Origin of the sequence: Streptomyces lonarensis, from assembly GCF_012033735.1 — a bacterium.
GTDB classification, from domain to species: Bacteria; Actinomycetota; Actinomycetes; order Streptomycetales; family Streptomycetaceae; genus Streptomyces; species Streptomyces lonarensis.
Map to the genome: position 1 here is coordinate 1 of NZ_JAAVJD010000086.1, position 20,936 is coordinate 20,936.

A 20,936-nucleotide genomic window follows, 5' to 3' on the forward strand; every position below is an offset into this window, starting at 1 on the left:
CGGCAGGGCCGGGCGGCCCGGCGGACCGCCCGGTCAGGCCCGGCGGGGGCGTAGGCCGCCGCGCGGCGCGGGCCCGGCCCGGTCTCTCCCGGCCGGCGTCGCGCCGGGACCGACAGGTCGATGCGGGCGCCCCGTGCGGCGGCGGGGCACCCGGCAGGGGGCGTGAACGCCCCACTGCACGGCGCGCGACGGCTCGCTGTGGTGAACGACGCGCACGGGGCCCGGCCCTGGGCAGAACGTCGCGGTAACCCGTCCCGCAGGGAGGCGACGACCGTGGACGAGCCCTACTCCCACAGCCCCGCGCTGCCGACCATCCGTGACCTCGCCGGCCGCCCCCGGGGCCGGGGTTTCCTCGCGGACGACCGCGGCACCGTGATCACGAGCCACGAGGCCGTCGACGGCCTGCCACGCGTGGTGGTGCACCCCGCGCGCGGCGCACCGTGCGTGGTGCCCGCCGCAGATGTCACCGCGCTCCCCGAGTGGAACCTTGCCCTGGTGCGAACCCCCGGGCTGGTCGGCCACACACCGCTGCTCATCGGCGCCGCGCGGGCCGAGCGAGACCAGCCGCCGGTCCGCATCCCCCTGGACGGCTGGACCGGGTCGGTCGTCACCGGGGTCGGCCCGGCGACCTACACGGCGACCGACCGCTTCCACCCGGTGCCGCGGGTGCTGCGCCTGGACGCAACGGAATCGCGCACCGTGCGCCTCCGCCTCAACCCCGAGGTGACCGGCGGCCCCGTCATCGCCGCGGACACCGGAGCGGTGCTCGCCGTCCTCGGCACGGCGCTGCACAGCGGTGAGCACGACGGGGCGTTCGCCGTGCCGCTGCCCGAGGCTGCGGAGGCGCAGCCGGACGGTCCCCTCGCCGCCGTGCTGCGGCGCAACTCCAGGCTGGTCCCCGGCCACGGCGCCGACCTGAACGCCACCGGCGCCCTCGTGCTCTGCTCCCGCACCGTGCCGGCGCCACGGCACGCGCCCACCGGAGCGGCAGCGGCAGCCGCCCGCCGACCGGAGGCCGCCGCCGCCCTGCGGAAGTTCGACTCCTCCGACCGCACCGTGCTCGCGCTGGTCGGCCCGCCGGGCACCGGCCGCAGCACCGTCCTCGCCGCGCACACCGCGCTCCGCGCGCAGACCGAACACGGTGCGCCCACCCTCTGGCTACGGGGCGCCGACCTGGAGGCGGGTGATCGCGGCGTGCGCGACGCCCTGCGCCGGGTCCTCTCCGGGGCGGCGACCGGGCCGCCCCGCGCGACGGGGCACGCGGCGCGCCCGCCCGCCCCGCGCGCGCCGGACCCGGACGTGCTCGCCCGGGTCGCGCGCCGGGCGGGGCACATGCTGCTCGTCGTCCTGGACACTCCCGAGGAGATGTCGGCCGCTCTCGTGCCGGATCTGGCGCACTGGTCCGCCGCCTCCGAGGTATGGCTCCGTGCCGCCGGGGCCGGACTCGTCGTCGCCTGCCGCCCCGAGTTCTGGGAACACGCCGGGAGGCACTTCCCCGCCGACAGCCTCCACGGGGGGTTCGCGCCCGCCGCGTCGTCCGGGATCGCCCTGCCCGCGTGCCACTGGCTGGGCGATCTCCCGCCCGTGCAGGCCGGCGGGGTCCGGGAGGCACTCGGCATCGGCTCCGCCGTGGACCCCGCCGAGCGGCGCCACCCGCTCTCCCTCCGCATGCTCGCCGACGTCCGGGCGGCGCAGCACAGCACGGGGCGCGCCCTCGGGACGCCGGACCGGCAGCAGATCTTCGCCGCCCACCTCGACCTGACCGCCCTCCGCGTCGCGGAACTGCTCCCCGGCTCCGCCCGAGGTCCGGAGCTGCGCCGGTTGGCCGCACGAGCACAGGCGCGCCTGCACGAGGCCGCCCGCAGCTCCCTGGGCCCCGTGGTCCTGCCCCGCGAGGCTTTCGCCGCACTGTTCCCGGAAACCGGCGGATGGGCGAGGGCGGTGCTGGCCGAGGGGGTGATCGCCGCGGCCGGCCCCGGCTACCGCTTCGCGGACGAGGAGTTCGCCGACTGGCTGCAGGGACGCCACCTCGACCTCGACGCCACACTCGACCAGCTGCTCACCGCCCCCGATCCCCACCTCACGAACCTTGCGCCCCCACCCGTTCCGCGGCACCGGATCGGCCCGGTGGTCTTCGCCCTGCTGCGGACCGAGCGGGACCTCGGCGCCGATGCTCTCCGGAGCCGACTGCACCGCCTGCTGGACGCGCTCGCCACCGCCCCCGGGGCGGCGGACGCCGAGCCACCCCGCTCGGCTCGGCAGAGCACCCTCGGCGCCCCGTCCGGCGGGGAGGCCGCCACCGGCCCCGGGCGGGACCTCCACTGGTGGTGCGTCCATCTGCTCGGTGAGACGCTGCTGCGCCTGCCGGACGCGACCCGGCAACTCGACTCGGCCCGACGCCTCGCGGTGCTGGTGGGGGAGAGGCGGGCTGCGGCGGCCGACTTTCCCGCCCCGTTCTGGCGGCGGCTGCGGCTGAACACCTGCGACCGGGTCGGCCTGCTGCGGCTCGTCCTCCCCGCCGGTGGTCCGCACCGCGCCCCGCCGACGGGCCGCACCGCCGCGGCGGCGGGGCACACAGCTCCGCCGGACGGGGGCGGCGCCGCCCCCGTCGACGGCCCCACCGACCGCAACCCGTACGTCGCCGCGGTCGGTGAACTCCTGGCCACCGATCCTGTCGAGGCGCAGCCGGAGCTCTGCGGGTGGTTGGGCGACGAGCGGCAGCTCCGGCCACTGCCCCGCGCGGGCGGCGTCCACAGCAAAGACCCCGCTCCCAGCGTCGCCGACATTGCCCACCAGCTGCTCGCCGGCGGGCGCCCGGTCCGCACGGGCGCGCTCGCCGACCTTCTGGTGGACGCGGTGTACCCCCGGTCCGCCGCGGTGCTGGCGGACCTCGTCCGCCTCGACCCCGTCGCCCTGTGCACGGCCGTGGAGCGGTGGTCCGCGGACCCGCTGCCGCACCGTCGAGCCGCGGCCGCGGCCTGCCTCGGTGTGCTGGACGCCTCCGTGCCCCGACGGGCAGCCGATGCCAGGGAACAGCTGCGTGCGGCGGCGCGGCAGCTGGTCCGCCACTCCGGAGGGCCGGAACTCCGCAGCCCCGCGTACCACCTGCTGATCAGCGATCCGGTGACCCGGGCGGCGCACCTCCCCGGAGCACTGGCGCATCTGGTCGAGTGCGCCGACGGCAGTGCCGATGACCGGCGGCTCACCGTCGCCGCGGCGGACGCCGCCCGAGCCGAACCGCAGCGCGTGCTGGCGGCCTTCCGCCGCCGGTTGCGGAAGCCGGACGCCACCCCCGCCGCTGCCGCCACGACGCTGGGCGCGCTCACCACCGTCAGCGCCCCCGCCCTCGCCCGCCCCGTGGCCGCCCTGGTGGCCGACTTCGCGACCCTCCCCGCGCCCCATGCGGCGGAGACCGTGGCCGCCTTCGTCCGCGCCCGCCTCGACAGTGGCAGCGCCGCGCGGGCCGCGCTCACCGCCCTCGTCGAGTGCCTGGGCCGCACCGCCACCGGCGCGGTCCGGTCCGCGGTGGCCCGCTCGCTGGCAGAGGTGCCGACGCCGGAGGCCGCGTATCTGGCGCAGCTCGTCGCCCGCAGGGAACCGCCCCCGGCCGCCCCGTCCCGGAGCGGAGCCGACCCGGCAGCCCCGCCGCCTGCCGCGAGGGCGTCCGACCCGGCCCCGCCGCACGCGGCCCCGTACCCGCCGCTGCACCGCGACCCGCCGCCCGGTCACCGGCTCGGAACCCGGTCGGCCGCGCCCCGTCCCCCGGGCGCCGACGCGCCCGGCGCCCCGGGCGTGACGGGGCCGGGCGTACCGACCGCCCGCCCCGCGAGCGGTCCCGGCGTCCCCGCCGACCGCGACGTACGGCGGGCCGCGGCGGCCCCCGCGCGCGGCGCCGCACCCGTGCACACTGATCCCCGCCGCGTCGAGGCGCCGGACGGCCGGTATTTTTGACGCGGCAGTAGTCCGGGAGACGACGAGGAGATACCGGTGCGACGCTGGCGCGATTTGGCCGACATCCCGGGGGGCTGGGGGCGGAGCGTCGTCACGATCGGCTCCTACGACGGGGTCCATCGGGGACATCAGCTCATCATCGGGCGAGCGGTGGCGCGCGCCCGTGAACTCGGCGTCCCCGCCGTCGTGGTGACATTCGACCCCCACCCCAAGGAGGTCGTGCGTCCGGGCACGCACCCGCCGCTGCTCACCACCCACGCGCACCGCGCCCGCCTCATGGGGGAGCTCGGGGTCGACGCGGTCCTGGTCCTGCCGTTCACCGCCGAGTTCTCGCAGCTCTCACCCGACGCCTTCGTGGAGCGGGTGCTCGCCGGGTCGCTCCACGCACGCACCGTGGTCGAGGGCCCGAACTTCCGCTTCGGCCACCGCGCCGCCGGCACCGTCGAGACCCTGCGGGAGCTGGGCGCGACCCACGACTTCGACGTCGAGGTCGTCGACTTCTACACGCCGGAGGTGAGCAGCCCGACGGACGGTTCGGCGCCCCGTGAACCCTCCCGGTACTCCTCGTCGTCGGTACGGCGGCTCGTCGCGGAGGGCGATGTCACCGCGGCCGCCGACATGCTCGGACGACCGCACCGCGTCGAGGGGACGGTGGTGCACGGGGCGCGCCGCGGCCGCGACCTCGGCTATCCCACGGCCAACCTCGACACCGTGCCCTACTCCGCGATCCCCGCGGACGGCGTCTACGCGGGGTGGCTCACGATCGGCACGCAGTCCTTGCCGGCGGCTGTCTCGGTCGGCACCAACCCGCAGTTCGAAGGCACGAGCCGCACCGTCGAGGCCTATGCCCTCGACCGGGACGACCTGGACCTCTACGGCGACCACGTCGCGGTCGACTTCCTGGCACGGCTGAGAGGTCAGGAGACCTTCCCCTCACTCGACGCGTTCATCGAGCGCATGGCGGGCGACGTCGCCCGCAGTCGGGAGCTGACCGCAGGCGGCGCGCCGACCGTCGCCGTCGACGCGCGCTGACCCCCGTACCGCTGCCGCCGCTCCGCCGCCGGTCCTAGGCCGGCACCTGACACGAGACGCCCTGCCCCCTCCGCGAAGCGCGGGACGGGGCGGGGCGTCCGCCTCACGGGTTCGCCCCGCTTCGGCTCACTGCCCGGGAGGCCGCTGCCACCCCGGCCCCGACTGAGGCGGTCGGCCGTACCCGCCCCCCGGCTGCTGCGGCGGGTAGCCGTAACCGGGCTCCGCCGGCGGGTAGCCGTAGCCGGGAGGCGCGCCCGGCGGGTAGCCGTACGCGGCACCGCCCGCCGGTGCGCCGCCTCCGGGCAACGGGGGCGCCATGTGCGGCGGCATCGAGCCGTCGGGCGTCCAGAGCCCTTGTTCCTGCTGCGCGCGGGTGAAGTCCTCAGCGATCAGCGCGGCCAGGTCGAAGTACGCCTGCCGCGTCCGCGGCCGCATGAGGTCCAGGTCCAGCTCGGCGCCGGCGGCCAGGTGCTCGTCGAACGGGGCGACCACCACGCCCCGGCAGCGGGTGCGGAAGTGCGCGACGATGTCCTCGACCTTCACCATCCGGCCGGTCTCCCGCACGCCCGAGATCACGGTGACACTGCGCTGCACGAGGTCGCCGTAGCCGTGCGCCGACAACCAGTCCAGCGTGGTGGAGGCGCTGCTGGCTCCGTCGACCGACGGTGTGGAGACGATGATCAGCTGGTCCGCGAGGTCGAGGACGCCCCGCATGGCGCTGTACAGCAGCCCGGTGCCCGAGTCGGTGAGGATGATCGGGTACTGCTTCCCCAGCACGTCGATGACCTGCCGGTAGTCCTCGTCGTTGAAGGTCGTCGACACCGCAGGATCGACATCGTTGGCGAGGATCTCCAGTCCCGACGGCGCCTGCGAGGTGAACCGGCGGATGTCCATGTAGCTGTTGAGGTACGGGATCGCGCTGACGAGGTCCCGAATGGTCGCGCCGGTCTCGCGTCGCACCCGGCGGCCGAGTGTCCCGGCGTCCGGGTTGGCGTCGATGGCGATGACCTTGTCCTGCCGTTCGGACGAGAGCGTCGCTCCGAGGGCGGTCGTGGTCGTGGTCTTCCCGACTCCGCCCTTGAGGCTGATCACGGCGATCCGGTAGCAGGAGAGGACCGGCGTCCGGATCAGCTGCAGTTTCTGCTGCCGCTCCGCCTCGGCGGCCTTTGCCCCGAACTTGAAGCGCGAGCTCGGACGGCTCGCGGGCTGCGACCGCTGCTTGTTGCGGCGCTTCTCTTGCAGAAGCCGGTCCGAGGACAGTTCCACCGACGCGGTGTAGCCGAGCGTTCCCGGCTGCGGTGCCGACTGCTGCAGCGGCCTGCCGCCGGGGGGCGGCTCCTGGGCGGCGGGCGGGCCGGGCCGTCCGGCGACCGGGGTGTTCGGCCCCGGCTGTGCGGCAGGGCCGGGCGGACCCGACGGGGCGGGCCTGCCGCCGGGCAACGGCCCCGGCTCCGGGGGTGGTCCGGGTGGGATCGGGCCCGGCGCGGCCCGGTGCGCGGGCGCGTTCGGGTACGGGCCGTGCTGCGACGGGCTCATCGGGCCCCGTGGGGGGCCTCCGTAAGGAGAGGCCGCAGCGGGCCCGCCCGCGGGCGGCTGCCCGGTCTCGGGCGGGCGGGGCCCGGCGTGCTGACCGCCGCCGGCGCCGCCGGCCTGCTCACGTGGCGGGCCGCCCCAGGCGCGCGAGGGTGCGCCACCCGGAACGGGCCCGGGGCCCTGCTGCTGCGGTACCGGGGCGTACGGCGAGGCCGGAGTCGCGGCGCCGCCGCTGTTCGACGGTGCGCCGGGGCTCCCGGGGGGCGACCACGGCGGCACGGGACCCCGCGGCGTCGAGGGGTGACCGGGCGGGAACGGCCCGCCCCGTGCGCCGGAGGGTGGCCCGGGTGCATAGGGGGAGGGGACCGGCTTGGCTCCGGGGGCTTCCGGACCTCCCCGCTGCCCGGACGGGCCCGCAGGGAGGGCCGGGTGCGCCGCCTGTTCGGAGACATCCGAGCGCGGCGCTGCGGCGTCCGGGGACGCGACCGGGAGGCTCGGCAGCGGGCTCGCCGCAGAGTCGGGCCGGGGGGCGTCCGCGTTGGTTGTCGCGTCGGGCACGTCGTCCGGGGCATCCGATCGGCCCGGGGGGCGCGTTGCGTCGGCCGCGTCCGGTCCGTTGTCAGCGGGCTCCGGCGGGCGCGGCACGGCTGCCGGCAGCTCGTACGCGTCGACCTCGGCATCGGCATCGGCGTTCGCGGCCCCGTCCGCGGCCCCGTGCGGGCCTTCGTTCGCGGGCACGGCGGCGGGGCCCGGTCGGGCAGATTCCTCCGCCGCCTCGGAGACCGAGTCCGGCAGCATGAACCCCGGCGGGGTCGGCGGCGCCCCCGGGTTGCCGCCGGAGTGGGGCGCGGCAGTTCGGGGCGAGCCGAGCGGCGGCTGGAGCTGGAAGTCCGGCGGCAGCGGCGGGAGTCCGCCGGGCGCCGGGGCGGCGGGGGCCGGAGGGCTCGGTTCCGGCGGGCGCTCGTGCAACGCGCGGCGGAGTGCCGCCTTGCTGAACTGCATTGTTGCCGGGCTGTCGACGGCGCCCGGGGCGGGGCGTTCTCCCCCGTCCGCGTCGTGCAGGGCCGCTGGGGAGGCCGGGGCCTGACGGCGCGGGGCCGGCAGAGGGGGCGGAGCGGCCGACGCCTCGTCAGCTGCCTCCGCTGCCCCAGGCGTGCCCGCCTGGTGGGCGCCCTGTCCGGTTCCGCCGCCCGTCCCGGGCTGTGAGGCACTGCCGGGCCCGTACCAGGACGGCGGTTCGAAATCGACGGTGAACTGACCGGTCTCCTCGGGCTCGTCGCCCTGCGGGTCGACCTCGGGGCGATCGTCCCCGGCCTCCCACGCGGTGCGCATACCGTCCCGATCGCTGTTCACGACGCCTCCCGCTGCTGATCTCCCTGGTCCGCGCCCCGCGGTCCAGGCCCGGCACCGCGGTGTGCCACCCCCGCGGGCGTGGACTCAGAACTTGCTGACGGCGCGGTGCACCGCGCTTGCACTCAACACTAAAGGAGCGGCGGGCACGCCGGTCCCGACGCCCGGGGCACAGCCGGGCCGTTCACATCGGCGGCGCCCGACGGCGGGCGGATGCGGCCCGGAACCCGCCCGCCACGCGCCCCGCGCGGGGCCGCGTCGCATCGCCCCGTGCGGGGCGCGGGGCGGGCCGCACGTCGGCCGGGAAGCCGGACGCCTCCCTTCGCCGGGGCGCGGGATCAGCCCGGCTGCACCAGGTTGAAGAACTCCTCCGTCGACATGACCGCTGCCTCGTCCGGCATGCTGACGTCCACGGGGTCGCCGAAGGAGTCGTACACGGTCGTGCCGCCGCCGTCGCTGAACTCGGACTCCAGCCGCAGCAGATGGTGCGGCTCCTCCGCGGCGGCGAGGAAGGTCTCCGTGACGCCGCCGCCGGACGTCACCAGCGCCGTCGCGGCCGCGCCCTCGACCTCCGTGTCCCGCTCGGGGGCGAAACGCGCTCCCGGCGGCACCTCGAAGAGCGCCCCGCAGTCGTCGCCCGCCTGCACGCTGACGAAGCCGTCCCGGACCTCGGCGGGGACGTCGACCGGGTCGCCCGCCTCCCCCATGCGCGCCGCGAACAGCGGGACGGAGGTGTAGACGACGCCGTCCTGGCAGAACATCTCACCGTCACTCACCTCCGAACTCAGCGCCACCCTGACGCCGACCTCCGGGTCCGACCACATCACCTGCTGGGCATCGGGAAAGGCGGGGGAGGGGCCCTCGGCGCGGAACGTGGTGGTCGCCATCGACTCGTTGACCGCTCGTCGGAGGTCCGCCGCCGGCCCTTCCTCGACAAGCGACTCCGGGCCCGCGGCGAGCGGGTCGTCGAGCGTGCCGTCCGGGGCGGCGCCCGGCTCGGAGGTGGTGCCGCAGCCGGTCAGCAGCAGGGCACCGCCGATCACGGCCGCCGCGAAGAGGCGAGCGCCCCGCAATGCCATTCTGGTCCTCTCGTGACACCGGGTACCGCCCGGCACGGCATGCCGGCCGCCGCGGGTCGCGGGGCCCGGCACCGGGGGCTCCCGCCCCGCGGGCGCCCTCAGGCGATGTCGAACTCGCCGTCCCGCGCGCCCAGTACGAACGCCTCCCACTCGGCGGCGGTGAACCGCAGCACGGTTCCCGGGTCGGCGCTGTTCCGCATCGCGACCGCGCCGCCTTCCAGGTAGGCGATCTCCACCTTCTCGTCCTGCGGCCCGTCAGGTGCACTGAGCCACTCGGCGCCGGAGATGTCCATGGCGTAGAGCTCGTTCTTCTCCCGCTCCTTGCGAGCGGCGATCTCCGCCGGGGTCTCACTCACTGGTAGCCACTCCCTTGTCGCGTCGCAGCCGGGGACCGGGCCGGAACCGGCCCGGACACGCACTGGATCGTAACGGAGAACGCACACGTGGTCATGAGCCCGGTGGCCCGGCGTAGCCTGCCGGGCGCCGTGCGCCCGCCGGGGCAGCGCGGCGTGAGGTGCAGGAGTCACGCGCTCGCAGTGCGCTCCGGGGCGTGGGCAACGGCGCGAGCACCGGCGACGCGCGCTCCCGGTGCGCGGCGTGCTGCGCGTCGTCCCCGCGCGGCGGTGCGAGGCGACCCCGGGGCCGGCGGCGGGAGGCGGGTCAGCGTCCGCCGCGACGGGGTGTCAGAGGCTGCGCAGCCACCAGTCGGCAGCAAGTACCAGCACGAAGCCCGCAACGAGAACGGCCATGCCGAGCCGGGTGCGTCCCCGACGGCTCATCTCGATCACGGCTCCACTGAGCGCGAAGGCCGCGCCGTAGAGTCCGACCGAGAGCAGCGACGATCCGTCCCCGAGTCGGATCACCAGCACGACGGCCATGGCCGCCATCGCCGCGCCCCCGATGCCCATCCGGAGCCGCCGTGCCTGCTTGGGGGTGAGCTTGTCTCCGGTTGTAAACACGCGAGCAGCATAGACGTTCACCCGATCGTGGGGACCGGACGCCCAGAAGCCCGCTCCTCCTCCGCCCCGGCGGCTTCCCCCGTCCTCGCCGACACGGCCGTGCCCACCTCGCAGGTCCGCACCGCGCCGGGGGTGGGCCACCGGGGCCCCTCCCCTCCGGCGCGGCCCCTCCCGCCCGGCTGCTAGGGTTGGCTGGCTCCGGGAGTGGGATTCCGGTCCCTGTGACGAAGACCAGGGGCGGCTCCCGGACACACGAAACCACGAGGAGAAGCCGTGTCGTCGCTCGATGCCGCCACCAAGCAGAAGATCATCGCCGAGTTCGCCACCAAGGAAGGTGACACCGGCTCCCCCGAGGTCCAGGTCGCGCTGCTCAGCCGTCGGATCACCGACCTGACCGAGCACCTGAAGACCCACAAGCACGACCACCACTCCCGTCGTGGTCTGCTGCTGCTCGTCGGCCAGCGTCGCCGGCTGCTGCAGTACCTGGCCCGGAAGGACATCACCCGCTTCCGTGCCCTGGTGGAGCGCCTCGGCATCCGCCGTGGTGCCGCCGGCGGCGCGCGCTGAGGCACTGGTGACGGGAGCGGTCCCCGCAGGTCGGGGGCCGCTCCCTTCGCCGTATCCGCCCGACGCATCCCGACGATGAGGGGCGGAACCGGTCCGGCTGTTTGTACGCTGGACCCGTCAAGGACATGATGAGGCGGGGCGCTCCTACCGCCGCCGGTCCTCGGTAGTGGCCTCCGGGCGAGATCTCCCGGGTGCTTCGATCGATGGCCGGCCCGTACCAGGGGCGCTCCACCGCCAAGGTCCCCGCCACACGGGCGGGGACACAGCAGAGGAGTAAACCAACGGTGGAGAACGAGACCCACTACGCCGAGGCCGTCATCGACAACGGCTCCTTCGGCACCCGCACCATCCGCTTCGAGACGGGCCGCCTCGCCCGCCAGGCCGCCGGCTCCGCCGTCGCCTACCTGGACGACGACACCATGGTGCTGTCGGCGACCACCGCCTCGAAGAACCCCAAGGACCAGCTCGACTTCTTCCCGCTCACGGTGGACGTCGAGGAGCGGATGTACGCGGCCGGGAAGATCCCCGGCTCGTTCTTCCGCCGTGAGGGCCGGCCCTCCGAGGACGCGATCCTCACCTGCCGCCTCATCGACCGGCCGCTGCGCCCCTCGTTCAAGAAGGGCCTGCGCAACGAGATCCAGATCGTCGAGACGATCATGGCCCTCAACCCCGACCACCTCTACGACGTGGTCGCCATCAACGCCGCCTCCTGCTCCACGCAGCTGGCCGGCCTGCCGTTCTCCGGCCCCATCGGCGGCACCCGTGTCGCGCTGATCAACGGCCAGTGGGTCGCGTTCCCGACCCACACCGAGCTCGAGGACGCCGTCTTCGACATGGTCGTCGCCGGCCGCGTGCTGCCCGACGGTGACGTCGCGATCATGATGGTCGAGGCCGAGGCCACCGAGAAGACCGTCGAGGTCGTCAAGGGTGGTGGCCAGGCCCCCACCGAGGAGGTCGTCGCCGCCGGCCTGGAGGCCGCGAAGCCGTTCATCAAGGCGCTCTGCCAGGCCCAGTCGGAGCTCGCCGCCAAGGCCGCGAAGCCGACCGGCGACTTCCCCGTCTTCCTGGACTTCCAGGACGACGTGCTGGAGTCCCTGACCGCCGCGGTCCGCACCGAGCTCGCCCAGGCGCTCACCATCGCCGGCAAGCAGGACCGCGAGGCCGAGCTGGACCGGATCAAGGGCCTGGCCGCCGAGAAGCTGCTGCCGCAGTTCGAGGGCCGCGAGAAGGAGATCTCCGCCGCGTACCGCTCCCTCACCAAGGAGCTCATCCGCGAGCGGGTCATCACCGACCAGGTCCGCATCGACGGTCGCGGCCCGACGGACATCCGCACGCTGGCCGCCGAGGTCGAGGCCATTCCGCGCGTCCACGGCTCCGCCCTCTTCGAGCGCGGCGAGACGCAGATCCTCGGCGTGACCACGCTGAACATGCTGCGCATGGAGCAGATGCTGGACACCCTCTCCCCGGTGACCCGCAAGCGCTACATGCACAACTACAACTTCCCGCCCTACTCCACCGGTGAGACCGGCCGGGTGGGCTCGCCCAAGCGCCGCGAGATCGGCCACGGGGCGCTGGCGGAGCGGGCGCTGGTGCCCGTCCTGCCGACGCGCGAGGAGTTCCCCTACGCCATCCGCCAGGTCTCCGAGGCGCTGGGCTCCAACGGCTCGACCTCGATGGGTTCGGTCTGCGCCTCCACCATGTCGCTGCTGAACGCCGGTGTGCCGCTCAAGGCCCCCGTCGCCGGCATCGCCATGGGCCTGATCTCCCAGGAGATCGAGGGCAAGACCCACTACGTCACCCTCACCGACATCCTCGGTGCGGAGGACGCCTTCGGCGACATGGACTTCAAGGTCGCCGGCACCCGCGAGTTCGTCACCGCGCTGCAGCTCGACACCAAGCTCGACGGCATCCCCGCCTCGGTCCTGGCGGCGGCGCTGAAGCAGGCCCGCGACGCCCGTCTCCACATCCTCGACGTGATGATGGAGGCGATCGACACCCCGGACGAGATGTCCCCCAACGCCCCGCGGATCATCACCGTCAAGATCCCGGTGGACAAGATCGGTGAGGTCATCGGCCCGAAGGGCAAGATGATCAACCAGATCCAGGAGGACACCGGCGCCGACATCACGATCGAGGACGACGGCACCATCTACATCGGTGCCGCCGACGGCCCGGCCGCCGAGGCCGCCCGTGCCACGATCAACGGCATCGCCAACCCGACGATGCCCGAGGTCGGCGAGCGCTACCTGGGCACGGTCGTCAAGACGACCACCTTCGGCGCCTTCGTCTCGCTGCTCCCCGGCAAGGACGGTCTGCTGCACATCTCGCAGATCCGCAAGCTCGCCGGCGGCAAGCGCGTCGAGAACGTCGAGGACGTCCTCGGCGTCGGCCAGAAGGTCCAGGTCGAGATCGCCGAGATCGACCAGCGGGGCAAGCTCTCCCTCATCCCCGTCGTCGAGGGTGAGGACGGCGACTCCGCCGACGACGCGAAGGACGACGCCGCACAGTGACGCGCACCGTCCGCCGCCCGGCCCGCCCCTCCCGCACGGAGGGGCGGGCCGCGGCCCGTCCGCGCGCCCTCACCCGGACCCTGCTCCCGGGGGAGAACGGCGCCGGCACCGTCCGCAAGACCGTCCTCCCCGGTGGCCTGCGCGTCGTCACCGAGACCGTGCCCTCGGTCCGGTCCGTCAGCTTCGGGATCTGGGCGCACGTCGGCTCCCGCGACGAGACGCCCACGCTCAACGGCGCCACCCACTACCTCGAGCACCTGCTCTTCAAGGGCACCTCCCGCCGCTCCGCGCTGGACATCTCCGCGGCACTGGACGAGGTCGGCGGTGAACTCAACGCCTTCACCGCCAAGGAGTTCACCTGCTACTACGCGAGGGTCCTCGACAGCGACCTGCCGCTGGCGATCGACGTCATCTGCGACATGCTCACCGACTCGCTGCTGCTCCCCGAGGAGGTCGACGCCGAACGCGGCGTCATCCTCGAGGAGATCGCGATGACGGACGACGACCCCGGCGACGGCGTCCACGACCTCTTCGCCCAGACGATGCTCGGTGACAGCCCCCTGGGCCGCCCCGTGCTCGGCACCGCGGAGACCGTCGAGGCGCTGACCCGCGACCGGATCGCCCGCTTCTACCGCAAGCACTACGACCCGACACGGCTCGTGGTCACCGCCGCGGGCAACCTCGACCACGCGACGGTGGTGCGCCGGGTCCGCGCGGCCTTCGACCGGGCCGGCGCCCTGGAGCGGACGGACGCCGAGCCGTGTGCGCCCCGTGGTGGGGCCCGCACGCTGCGCGCCGCGGGCCGCGTCGGCCTTCTCGACCGGCGCACCGAGCAGGCGCACGTCGTCCTGGGACTCCCGGGGGTCTCGCGGGGCGACGACCGCCGCTGGGCGCTGAGCGTGCTGTCCACCGCGCTCGGCGGCGGCATGAGTTCACGCCTCTTCCAGGAGATCCGGGAGAAGCGCGGCCTGGCCTACTCCGTGTACTCCTACACCTCCGGCTACGCGGACTGCGGACTGTTCGGCATCTACGCCGGCTGCCGCCCGGCGCAGGTCCAGGACGTGCTGGCGATCTGCCGTGAGCAGCTGGCCCGCATCGCCGAGGACGGGCTGACCGAGGACGAACTGCGCCGGGCGACGGGGCAGCTGGCCGGTGCCACCATGCTGGGCCTGGAGGACCCCGGGGCGCTGATGCACCGGCTCGGCAAGAGCGAGATCTGCTGGGGCAGCCAGCTCAGCCTGGATGAGATGCTGTCCCGCATGACCTCGGTGACGGTGGAGGACGTCCGGCAGGTCGCCGGGGAGATCCTGGACCACCGGCCCTCCCTCGCGGCCATCGGCCATTTCACCGAGCGCCAGGCCTCCCGCCTGGAGAACGCCCTCGCCTAGCCCGCGTGCGGCCCGACGCGGCCGGAACCGCCGGTCGCCCGGGCCCACGCACCCACAGAACGGAACCAACCCATGAGCAAGCTGCGCGTCGCGGTGATCGGTGCACGGGGCCGGATGGGCTCCGAGGCCGTCCGGGCCGTGGAGGCCGCCGAGGACCTGGAGCTGGTCGCCGCCCTCGGCCGCGGCGACGCGCTGGAGACGCTGACCGGGCGCGGCGCGCAGGTCGCGGTGGAGCTCACCCACCCGGACTCGGCCGTCGACAACGTCGCATTCTGCGTCCGCAACGGCATCCATGCCGTGGTGGGCACCACGGGCTGGACCGGGGAGCGGCTGGACAAGCTGCGTGCGGACCTCGCCGCCGCGCCCGGCACCGGGGTGCTGATCGCCCCGAACTTCGGCATCGGCGCGGTGCTCACCATGCACTTCGCGCGGCAGGCGGCACGGTTCTTCGAGTCCGCGGAGGTGGTGGAGCTGCACCACCCCGGCAAGGCCGACGCACCCAGCGGCACCGCGACGCGCACCGCGCAGGTCATCGCCGAGGCCCGACGCGAGGCCGGCCTGCCCGATCAGCCGGACGCCACCACCTCCGGGTTGGAGGGGGCACGGGGCGCCGATGTCGACGGCGTCCCGGTGCACGCGGTCCGGCTGCGCGGCCTTGTCGCCCACCAGGAGGTGCTGTTCGGCGACGAGGGGGAGATCCTCACCATCCGCCACGACTCGATGAACCGCGGTTCGTTCATGCCGGGTGTGCTGCTCGGCGTGCGCCGCGTGGTCGACACTCCCGGCCTCACCCTCGGCCTGGAGCACTTCCTGGACCTGGACGGCTGAGATGGGCGCGCGCATCGGCTACGCCGTCGTCTCGGTGGTCCTGGTCGTCTACTTCGGCTTCGTCGCCCATCGAGGTGTGGTGCTCATCCGGCACGGCACGTGGGTGTCCGTGGCCCTCGGGGCCGCGGCGCTCGTGCTCCCGCTGATCGGCGCCTGGTTCCTCTGGCACAGCACGCGCTTCGCCCAGCAGGCGAGCCGGCTGGCCCGGGTGCTCGACGCCGAGGGCGGGCTGCCGGTGGACGACCTGCCCCGTGCGCCCAGCGGCCGGGTGGACCGGGACGCGGCCGACGCGGTCTTCGCGGAGCGCCGCAAGGAGGTCGAGGCCGCGCCGGGGGACTGGCGCACGTGGTTCCGGCTCGCGGTCGCCTACCACGACGCCCGCGACACGGCCCGGGGCCGCCACGCGATGCGGCGTGCGATCGACCTGCACGCCGGAAAGCAGCTCACGGGCGACCCCCGCCCCTGACGGCTGCCGCCTCCGCAGGTGCGGGAGGCGGGCCGGCCCGGAAGGGCGGCGCCGCGATCACGGGGCATGAGCCGGTCGGTCGGCCCGGCTGCCCGTGCCGGGAATCGCGCCGGCGCAGGATGGCCGGTACTCACCGCTCCCGGCTCCTGCCGTTCGTGCGACGGGCCCGGTGCCGCACGTCCTCGGGTGTGCGGCACCGGGCCCGTCGGCGGTCTCACGCGCCGCCGCCGCGGGGTCGCCGGGCGTCAGGCGCCTCGTGCAGGGGTCACCGGCTCTCGTCCGCCCACGCCTCGATGAGGTCCGCCGCGCGGTCGAAGGCGTCGGGGCGGCGCAGGAAGTCCGAGTTGCGGTCGGTGAGAAGCGTGCGCAGCGGCTCGCCGCGACGCCGCTCGATCAGCAGCGCCTGCCCTTGCACGGTGCGCGGCAGGCCCAGCCACTTCACCGGCTGCTGCACGGTGCTGACGCGGGAGATGTCGCGCCACCGCACCGTGCGGGTGGTCAGCAGGTTGACCTGGCGGAGCCCGTGGGGACTCACCCAGATGCCGATCCTGAGTATCCGCAGCGCGAAGGTGATGGTGACCACCGCGATCGCCAGGGTGACACTCGCGGCGGCGGGCCCGCCCGCCAGGGCGATGATGACCGCGGACATCAGGACGTAGCTCGCGAGCAGCAGCAGCACGGCGGCGATGGCCACCCGCAGGCCGCCGAGCCGGTACGGCCTCCGCCAGTGGTCCTGCGTGGCGTGGGGGAGGGTGTCGTCCCGCACGGTCTCTGGTGCGCGTTCGGCCGTCAGGAAAGGCAGGGGCACGGCTGGTCCTCGATCGTTTCCGGTGGACGCGCGGGCGCGGTGCGCCGCGGTCGCGTGGGCGGGCACAGGGCCGGTCCGCTGAGGGGCCCGGTGACCGGTGAGATTACCGCGCCGCGCCGTGGTGCTCAGCCGGGAGTGGGCCGGTCGGCCGTCCGGAATGCGACAACCGTCCGCCGGGGGAGGTGGCCACCCCCGGCCCCGGCCCTCCCCGGGGGGCTCTCATAGGGTGTGGGCGAGCGTCCGCCCGGTGGGCCGGCGCCCGCCACGATCTGTCACACCCGGGAGGGCCTCCGGTGTCCGATACACCTCGTTTCCGCAGCGACATGACCGTGGAGCTGGTCAAGCACAGCGCGTCCGACTCCGACGTCCTCTGGGCCGCGCGGGTCTCCACCGCGGGGGAGCAGTCCCTGGAGGAGGTCACCAAGGACCCGGAGCGCTCCAAGGGGCTGATCAACTACCTGATGCGCGACCGGCACGGGAGCCCGTTCGAGCACAACTCGATGACCTTCTTCATCAGCGCCCCGCTGTTCGTCTTCCGCGAGTTCCACCGCCACCGGGTGGGCTGGAGCTACAACGAGGAGAGCGGTCGCTACCGTCGCCTCGACCCGGTCTTCTACGTTCCGGCGGAGGACCGGAAGCTCGTGCAGCAGGGCAGGCCGGGCAAGTACGAGTTCGTCGCCGGGACGCCCGAGCAGCACAAGCTGGTGAGCGAGGCGATGGCGGAGTCCTACCGCCAGTCGTACGCGGCGTACCAGGAGATGCTGGAGGCGGGCGTCGCCCGCGAGGTGGCCCGCGCGACGCTGCCGGTCGGTCTGTACTCCTCGATGTACGCCACCTGCAACGCCCGCTCGCTGATGCACTTCCTCGGGCTGCGCACCCAGCACGAGCAGGCGAAGGTGCCGTCCTTCCCCCAGCGGGAGATCGAGATGGTCGGCGAGCTGATGGAGCACCACTGGGCCTCTCACATGCCGCTCACCCACGCCGCCTTCAACGCGAACGGCCGTATCGCCCCCTGAGGGCCGCACCCGGCCCGGGGGCCGGGCGCCGGAGCGGGTGCGGGCGGCCGCGGACCCGTGCGGGGACGGGGCCGGAACCTCATGGGCCCCCGGTGGGTTCCGGCCGGAGTCGTCCGTCGGCGGCTGTGGCCGAACGCGAGAGCGACGGTGTCCGCATTGCGGTGCTTTGTCGGGTTCGTCTACGCTGGATCTGCGGATCCGGTACTGCCTGAACCCCCGAGCAGGCAGTGCCGGACTCCGTGTCTTCCCCGCCCCGATGCCGCACACTGCGGTGCGCTGCGAGTAGCGTGGTACGCATGGCTCCGACCTCGACATCACGAACCCCCTTCGGGCGGGTGATCACCGCCATGGTGACGCCGTTCACCGCAGACGGCTCCCTCGACCTCGACGGCGCGCAGCGTCTCGCCACCCACCTCGTGGACTCCGGCAACGACGGCCTCGTCGTCAACGGAACCACCGGTGAGTCGCCGACCACCACCGACGCCGAGAAAGCCGACCTGGTCCGTGCCGTCGTCGAGGCGGTCGGCGACCGTGCCCATGTCGTCGCCGGGGTCGGTACCAACGACACGCGCCACAGCGTGCACCTGGCGAAGGAGGCGGCGGCCGTCGGCGCCCACGGGCTGCTCGTCGTCACCCCGTACTACAACAAGCCCCCGCAGGAGGGCCTGTACCAGCACTTCACCACTGTGGCGGACGCCACAGAGCTCCCCGTGATGATCTACGATATTCCGGGGCGCAGTGGAGTGCCGATCAACACCAGCACCATGATGCGGCTGGCCGAGCATCCCCGGATCGTGGCCAACAAGGACGCCAAGGGCGACCTCGGCCGTGCGAGCTGGGCCGTGGCCACCACGGGCCTCGCCTGGTACAGCGGCGACGACATGCTGAACCTCCCGCTGCTGTCCGTCGGCGCCGTCGGTTTCGTCTCCGTGGTCGGCCACGTCGTGGCCCCGGAGCTGCGCAGCCTCATCGACTCGTTCGTCAGCGGTGACGTGGTCAAGGCGACGGAGATCCACCAGAAGCTGCTGCCGGTCTTCACCGGGATGCACCGCACTCAGGGCGTCCTGACGGTCAAGGCCGCCATGGCCGCCCAGGGGCTGCCGGGCGGTCCGGTCCGGCTTCCGCTGGTGGGCGTCACCGAGGAGGAGACGGAGCAGCTGCGCCGCGACCTCACCGCCGGCGGCGTGCAGTTCTGAGCCCTGCACCGTGGCCGGGTCGACCGCGCGTCAGCGCGACACCCGGCCACGGTGATCCGTGTCGCCTCACGCCCCTCGGAGCGTGCGTGACGGCGCACACCGCAGCAGCGCCCCCGGCGCGCACCCCAAGACTTCACAACTGAAGAGCGAACCCATCAACGCGAGATCACTCTCGCCACACCAGTCATCCGCGCCACGTGACCGATTCGGTCGGGTGGCGCGGGTCGTGAGGAGCGTCTTTTGAGTCACCCACACCCCGAGCTCGGCGCGCCGCCGAGCGTGCCCGACGGCGGCCTGCGGGTCACCCCCCTCGGCGGCCTGGGCGAGATCGGCCGCAACATGACCGTCTTCGAGTACAACGGCCGTCTGCTGATCGTGGACTGCGGCGTGCTCTTCCCTGAGGAGGAGCAGCCGGGGATCGACCTGATCCTGCCCGACTTCAGCTCGATCCGGGACCGCCTGGACGACATCGAGGCGATCGTGCTCACCCACGGGCACGAGGACCACATCGGCGGCGTGCCCTACCTGCTGCGGGAGAAGAAGGACATCCCGCTGGTGGGGTCCAAGCTGACCCTCGCGCTCATCGAGGCCAAGCTCCAGGAGCACCGCATCCGCCCCTACACCCTCGAGGTGCGGGAGGGGCAGCGCGAGCAGTTCGGCCCGTTCGACTGCGAGTTCGTCTCCGTGAACCACTCCATCCCCGACGCGCTGGCCGTGGCGATCCGCACGGGTGCCGGCATGGCGGTGCACACCGGCGACTTCAAGATGGACCAACTGCCGCTGGACGGCCGCCTGACCGACCTGCGCGCCTTCGCGCGCCTGGGGGAGGAGGGCATCGACCTGCTCCTCTCGGACTCCACCAACGCCGAGGTGCCCGGCTTCGTCGCCCCCGAGCGCGAGATCTCCGGCGTCCTCCGGCAGGTGTTCGCCGCCGCGGACAAGCGGATCATCGTGGCGAGCTTTGCCAGCCACGTGCACCGCATCCAGCAGATCGTGGACGCCGCCTACGAGAACGGCCGGCGGATCGCGTTCGTCGGCCGCTCCATGGTCCGCAACATGGGCATCGCTCGGGAGCTCGGCTACCTCAAGGTGCCGCCGGGGCTCGTCGTCGACGTGAAGGCGCTGGCGGACCTGCCGGACGAGCAGGTGGTGCTCGTCTGCACCGGGTCGCAGGGCGAGCCGATGGCGGCGCTCTCGCGCATGGCCAACCGCGACCACCAGATCCGGATCACCCCCGGTGACACCGTGATCCTGGCGTCCTCGCTCATCCCGGGCAACGAGAACGCGGTCTACCGCGTGATCAACGGGCTGACCCGATGGGGCGCGCACGTGGTCCACAAGGGCAACGCGAAGGTGCACGTCTCCGGGCACGCCTCCGCCGGCGAGCTGCTGTACTTCTACAACATCTGCCGGCCGAAGAACCTGATGCCGGTGCACGGCGAATGGCGACACCTGCGCGCCAACGCCGAGTTGGGGGCGAAGACCGGCGTGCCGCCGGAGAACATCGTGATCGCCGAGGACGGCGTCACCGTCGACCTGGTCGACGGCCGTGCCCGCATCTCCGGCAAGGTCAGGGCCGGCTACGTCTACGTGGACGGCCTCTCCGTCGGCGACGTCACCGAGGCGAACCTCAAGGACCGCCGCATCCTCGGAGACGAGGGCATCGTCTCCGTCTTCGTCGTCGTGGACTCCAGCACGGGCAAGGTCGTCAACGGCCCCACCGTGCACAGCCGCGGCTCCGGCATCGACGAGGCGGACTTCGCCGCGGTGGTGCCGAAGATCGAGGAGGCGTTCGCCCGTTCCGCGCAGGACGGCGTCGTCGACCCGCACCAGCTGCAGCAGTTGGTGCGGCGGACCGTCGGCAAATGGGTGTCGGACACCTACCGCCGGCGCCCGATGATCATGCCTGTCGTCGTGGACGTCTGACCGTCACCGACCCCCGGGGGGCCCGGATTTGCATCCGGGCGCCTCGACCCAGTACGTTTACGTCACCGCCGCAACGGGAAGCAGGGCCAGCTCCAAGGGTCCTGGGAACCGGAGCACCAGCAGTAACCCCAACAGCCGGAAACGGCAAGGGAATTGACTCTGGTAGAGTGGGAAACACGAAGGGAAGAGCCCGGAGGGTCTGCTGGAAGGCAGTCCGAAGGAAGCGTCCGTTCCTTGAGAACTCAACAGCGTGCCAAAAGTCAACGCCAGATATGTTGATACCCCGTCCGGTCGGCAGGTTTCCTGCTGGTGGACGAGGTTCCTTTG

General features: G+C 73.8%; 14 protein-coding genes and 2 pseudogenes. 10 read left to right on the forward strand and 6 right to left on the reverse strand.

Annotated features, from left to right (window positions below; genetic code table 11):
* Window positions 1–273 precede the first annotated feature (273 nt).
* Window positions 274–3,951, forward strand: a complete 3,678-nt coding sequence (locus tag HCN56_RS12965) for a S1C family serine protease (protein WP_167970582.1) — start codon at window positions 274–276, stop codon at window positions 3,949–3,951.
* Between the two features lie 36 nt (window positions 3,952–3,987).
* Window positions 3,988–4,983, forward strand: a complete 996-nt coding sequence (locus HCN56_RS12970) for a bifunctional riboflavin kinase/FAD synthetase (protein WP_167970584.1) — start codon at window positions 3,988–3,990, stop codon at window positions 4,981–4,983.
* 126 nt (window positions 4,984–5,109) lie between these two features.
* Here HCN56_RS12970 and HCN56_RS12975 read toward each other — a convergent pair.
* The 5 genes and pseudogenes from HCN56_RS12975 to HCN56_RS12990 form a co-directional block, all read right to left on the reverse strand.
* A pseudogene (locus tag HCN56_RS12975) lies at window positions 5,110–6,762 on the reverse strand (MinD/ParA family ATP-binding protein); the annotation flags it as partial.
* A gap of 978 nt (window positions 6,763–7,740) precedes the next feature.
* Window positions 7,741–7,869, reverse strand: a pseudogene (locus HCN56_RS27515) (SCO5717 family growth-regulating ATPase); the annotation flags it as partial.
* Window positions 7,870–8,204: 335 nt separating this feature from the next.
* Window positions 8,205–8,945, reverse strand: a complete 741-nt coding sequence (locus tag HCN56_RS12980; protein WP_167970588.1) for a hypothetical protein — start codon at window positions 8,943–8,945, stop codon at window positions 8,205–8,207.
* A gap of 98 nt (window positions 8,946–9,043) precedes the next feature.
* Entirely contained in the window at window positions 9,044–9,301 is a 258-nt protein-coding gene (locus tag HCN56_RS12985; RefSeq protein WP_168088846.1) for a DUF397 domain-containing protein, read from the reverse strand.
* Window positions 9,302–9,628: 327 nt separating this feature from the next.
* Complete coding sequence (locus HCN56_RS12990) at window positions 9,629–9,904, reverse strand: hypothetical protein (RefSeq protein WP_209311154.1); 276 nt, start codon at window positions 9,902–9,904, stop codon at window positions 9,629–9,631.
* A gap of 273 nt (window positions 9,905–10,177) precedes the next feature.
* On the opposite strand from HCN56_RS12990, the gene rpsO reads away from it, so the two are divergent.
* From rpsO to HCN56_RS13015, 5 genes are all read left to right on the forward strand, one after another.
* Window positions 10,178–10,471, forward strand: a complete 294-nt coding sequence (rpsO, locus tag HCN56_RS12995; RefSeq protein ID WP_167934140.1) for a 30S ribosomal protein S15 — start codon at window positions 10,178–10,180, stop codon at window positions 10,469–10,471.
* Window positions 10,472–10,755: 284 nt separating this feature from the next.
* Window positions 10,756–12,981, forward strand: coding sequence for a polyribonucleotide nucleotidyltransferase (locus HCN56_RS13000; protein WP_167970590.1), 2,226 nt, complete (start codon window positions 10,756–10,758; stop codon window positions 12,979–12,981).
* Window positions 12,978–14,369, forward strand: a complete 1,392-nt coding sequence (locus HCN56_RS13005) for a M16 family metallopeptidase (RefSeq protein ID WP_167970592.1) — start codon at window positions 12,978–12,980, stop codon at window positions 14,367–14,369. The genes HCN56_RS13000 and HCN56_RS13005 overlap by 4 nt, the downstream gene beginning before the upstream one ends.
* Window positions 14,370–14,441: 72 nt before the next feature.
* Complete coding sequence (gene dapB, locus HCN56_RS13010) at window positions 14,442–15,197, forward strand: 4-hydroxy-tetrahydrodipicolinate reductase (RefSeq protein ID WP_167970594.1); 756 nt, start codon at window positions 14,442–14,444, stop codon at window positions 15,195–15,197.
* A 1-nt stretch (window position 15,198) separates the two neighbouring features.
* On the forward strand, window positions 15,199–15,663 hold the full coding sequence (locus HCN56_RS13015; protein ID WP_167970596.1) for a hypothetical protein: 465 nt from the start codon (window positions 15,199–15,201) through the stop codon (window positions 15,661–15,663).
* Between the two features lie 265 nt (window positions 15,664–15,928).
* Here HCN56_RS13015 and HCN56_RS13020 read toward each other — a convergent pair whose 3' ends face one another.
* A complete protein-coding gene (locus tag HCN56_RS13020; RefSeq protein WP_167970598.1) occupies window positions 15,929–16,471 on the reverse strand; it encodes an SCO5741 family PH domain-containing membrane protein in 543 nt (180 codons plus the stop codon).
* 323 nt (window positions 16,472–16,794) lie between these two features.
* On the opposite strand from HCN56_RS13020, the gene thyX reads away from it, so the two are divergent.
* The 3 genes from thyX (at window position 16,795) to HCN56_RS13035 (ending at window position 20,609) form a co-directional block, all read left to right on the forward strand.
* Complete coding sequence (gene thyX / locus HCN56_RS13025; protein WP_209312677.1) at window positions 16,795–17,487, forward strand: FAD-dependent thymidylate synthase; 693 nt, start codon at window positions 16,795–16,797, stop codon at window positions 17,485–17,487.
* Between the two features lie 296 nt (window positions 17,488–17,783).
* Window positions 17,784–18,683 carry a 4-hydroxy-tetrahydrodipicolinate synthase gene (dapA, locus tag HCN56_RS13030; RefSeq protein WP_167970602.1) on the forward strand — a complete coding sequence of 300 codons (900 nt, stop codon included), beginning with the start codon at window positions 17,784–17,786 and terminating at the stop codon, window positions 18,681–18,683.
* Between the two features lie 240 nt (window positions 18,684–18,923).
* Window positions 18,924–20,609 carry a ribonuclease J gene (locus HCN56_RS13035; protein WP_167970604.1) on the forward strand — a complete coding sequence of 562 codons (1,686 nt, stop codon included), beginning with the start codon at window positions 18,924–18,926 and terminating at the stop codon, window positions 20,607–20,609.
* Window positions 20,610–20,936: the final 327 nt, after the last annotated feature.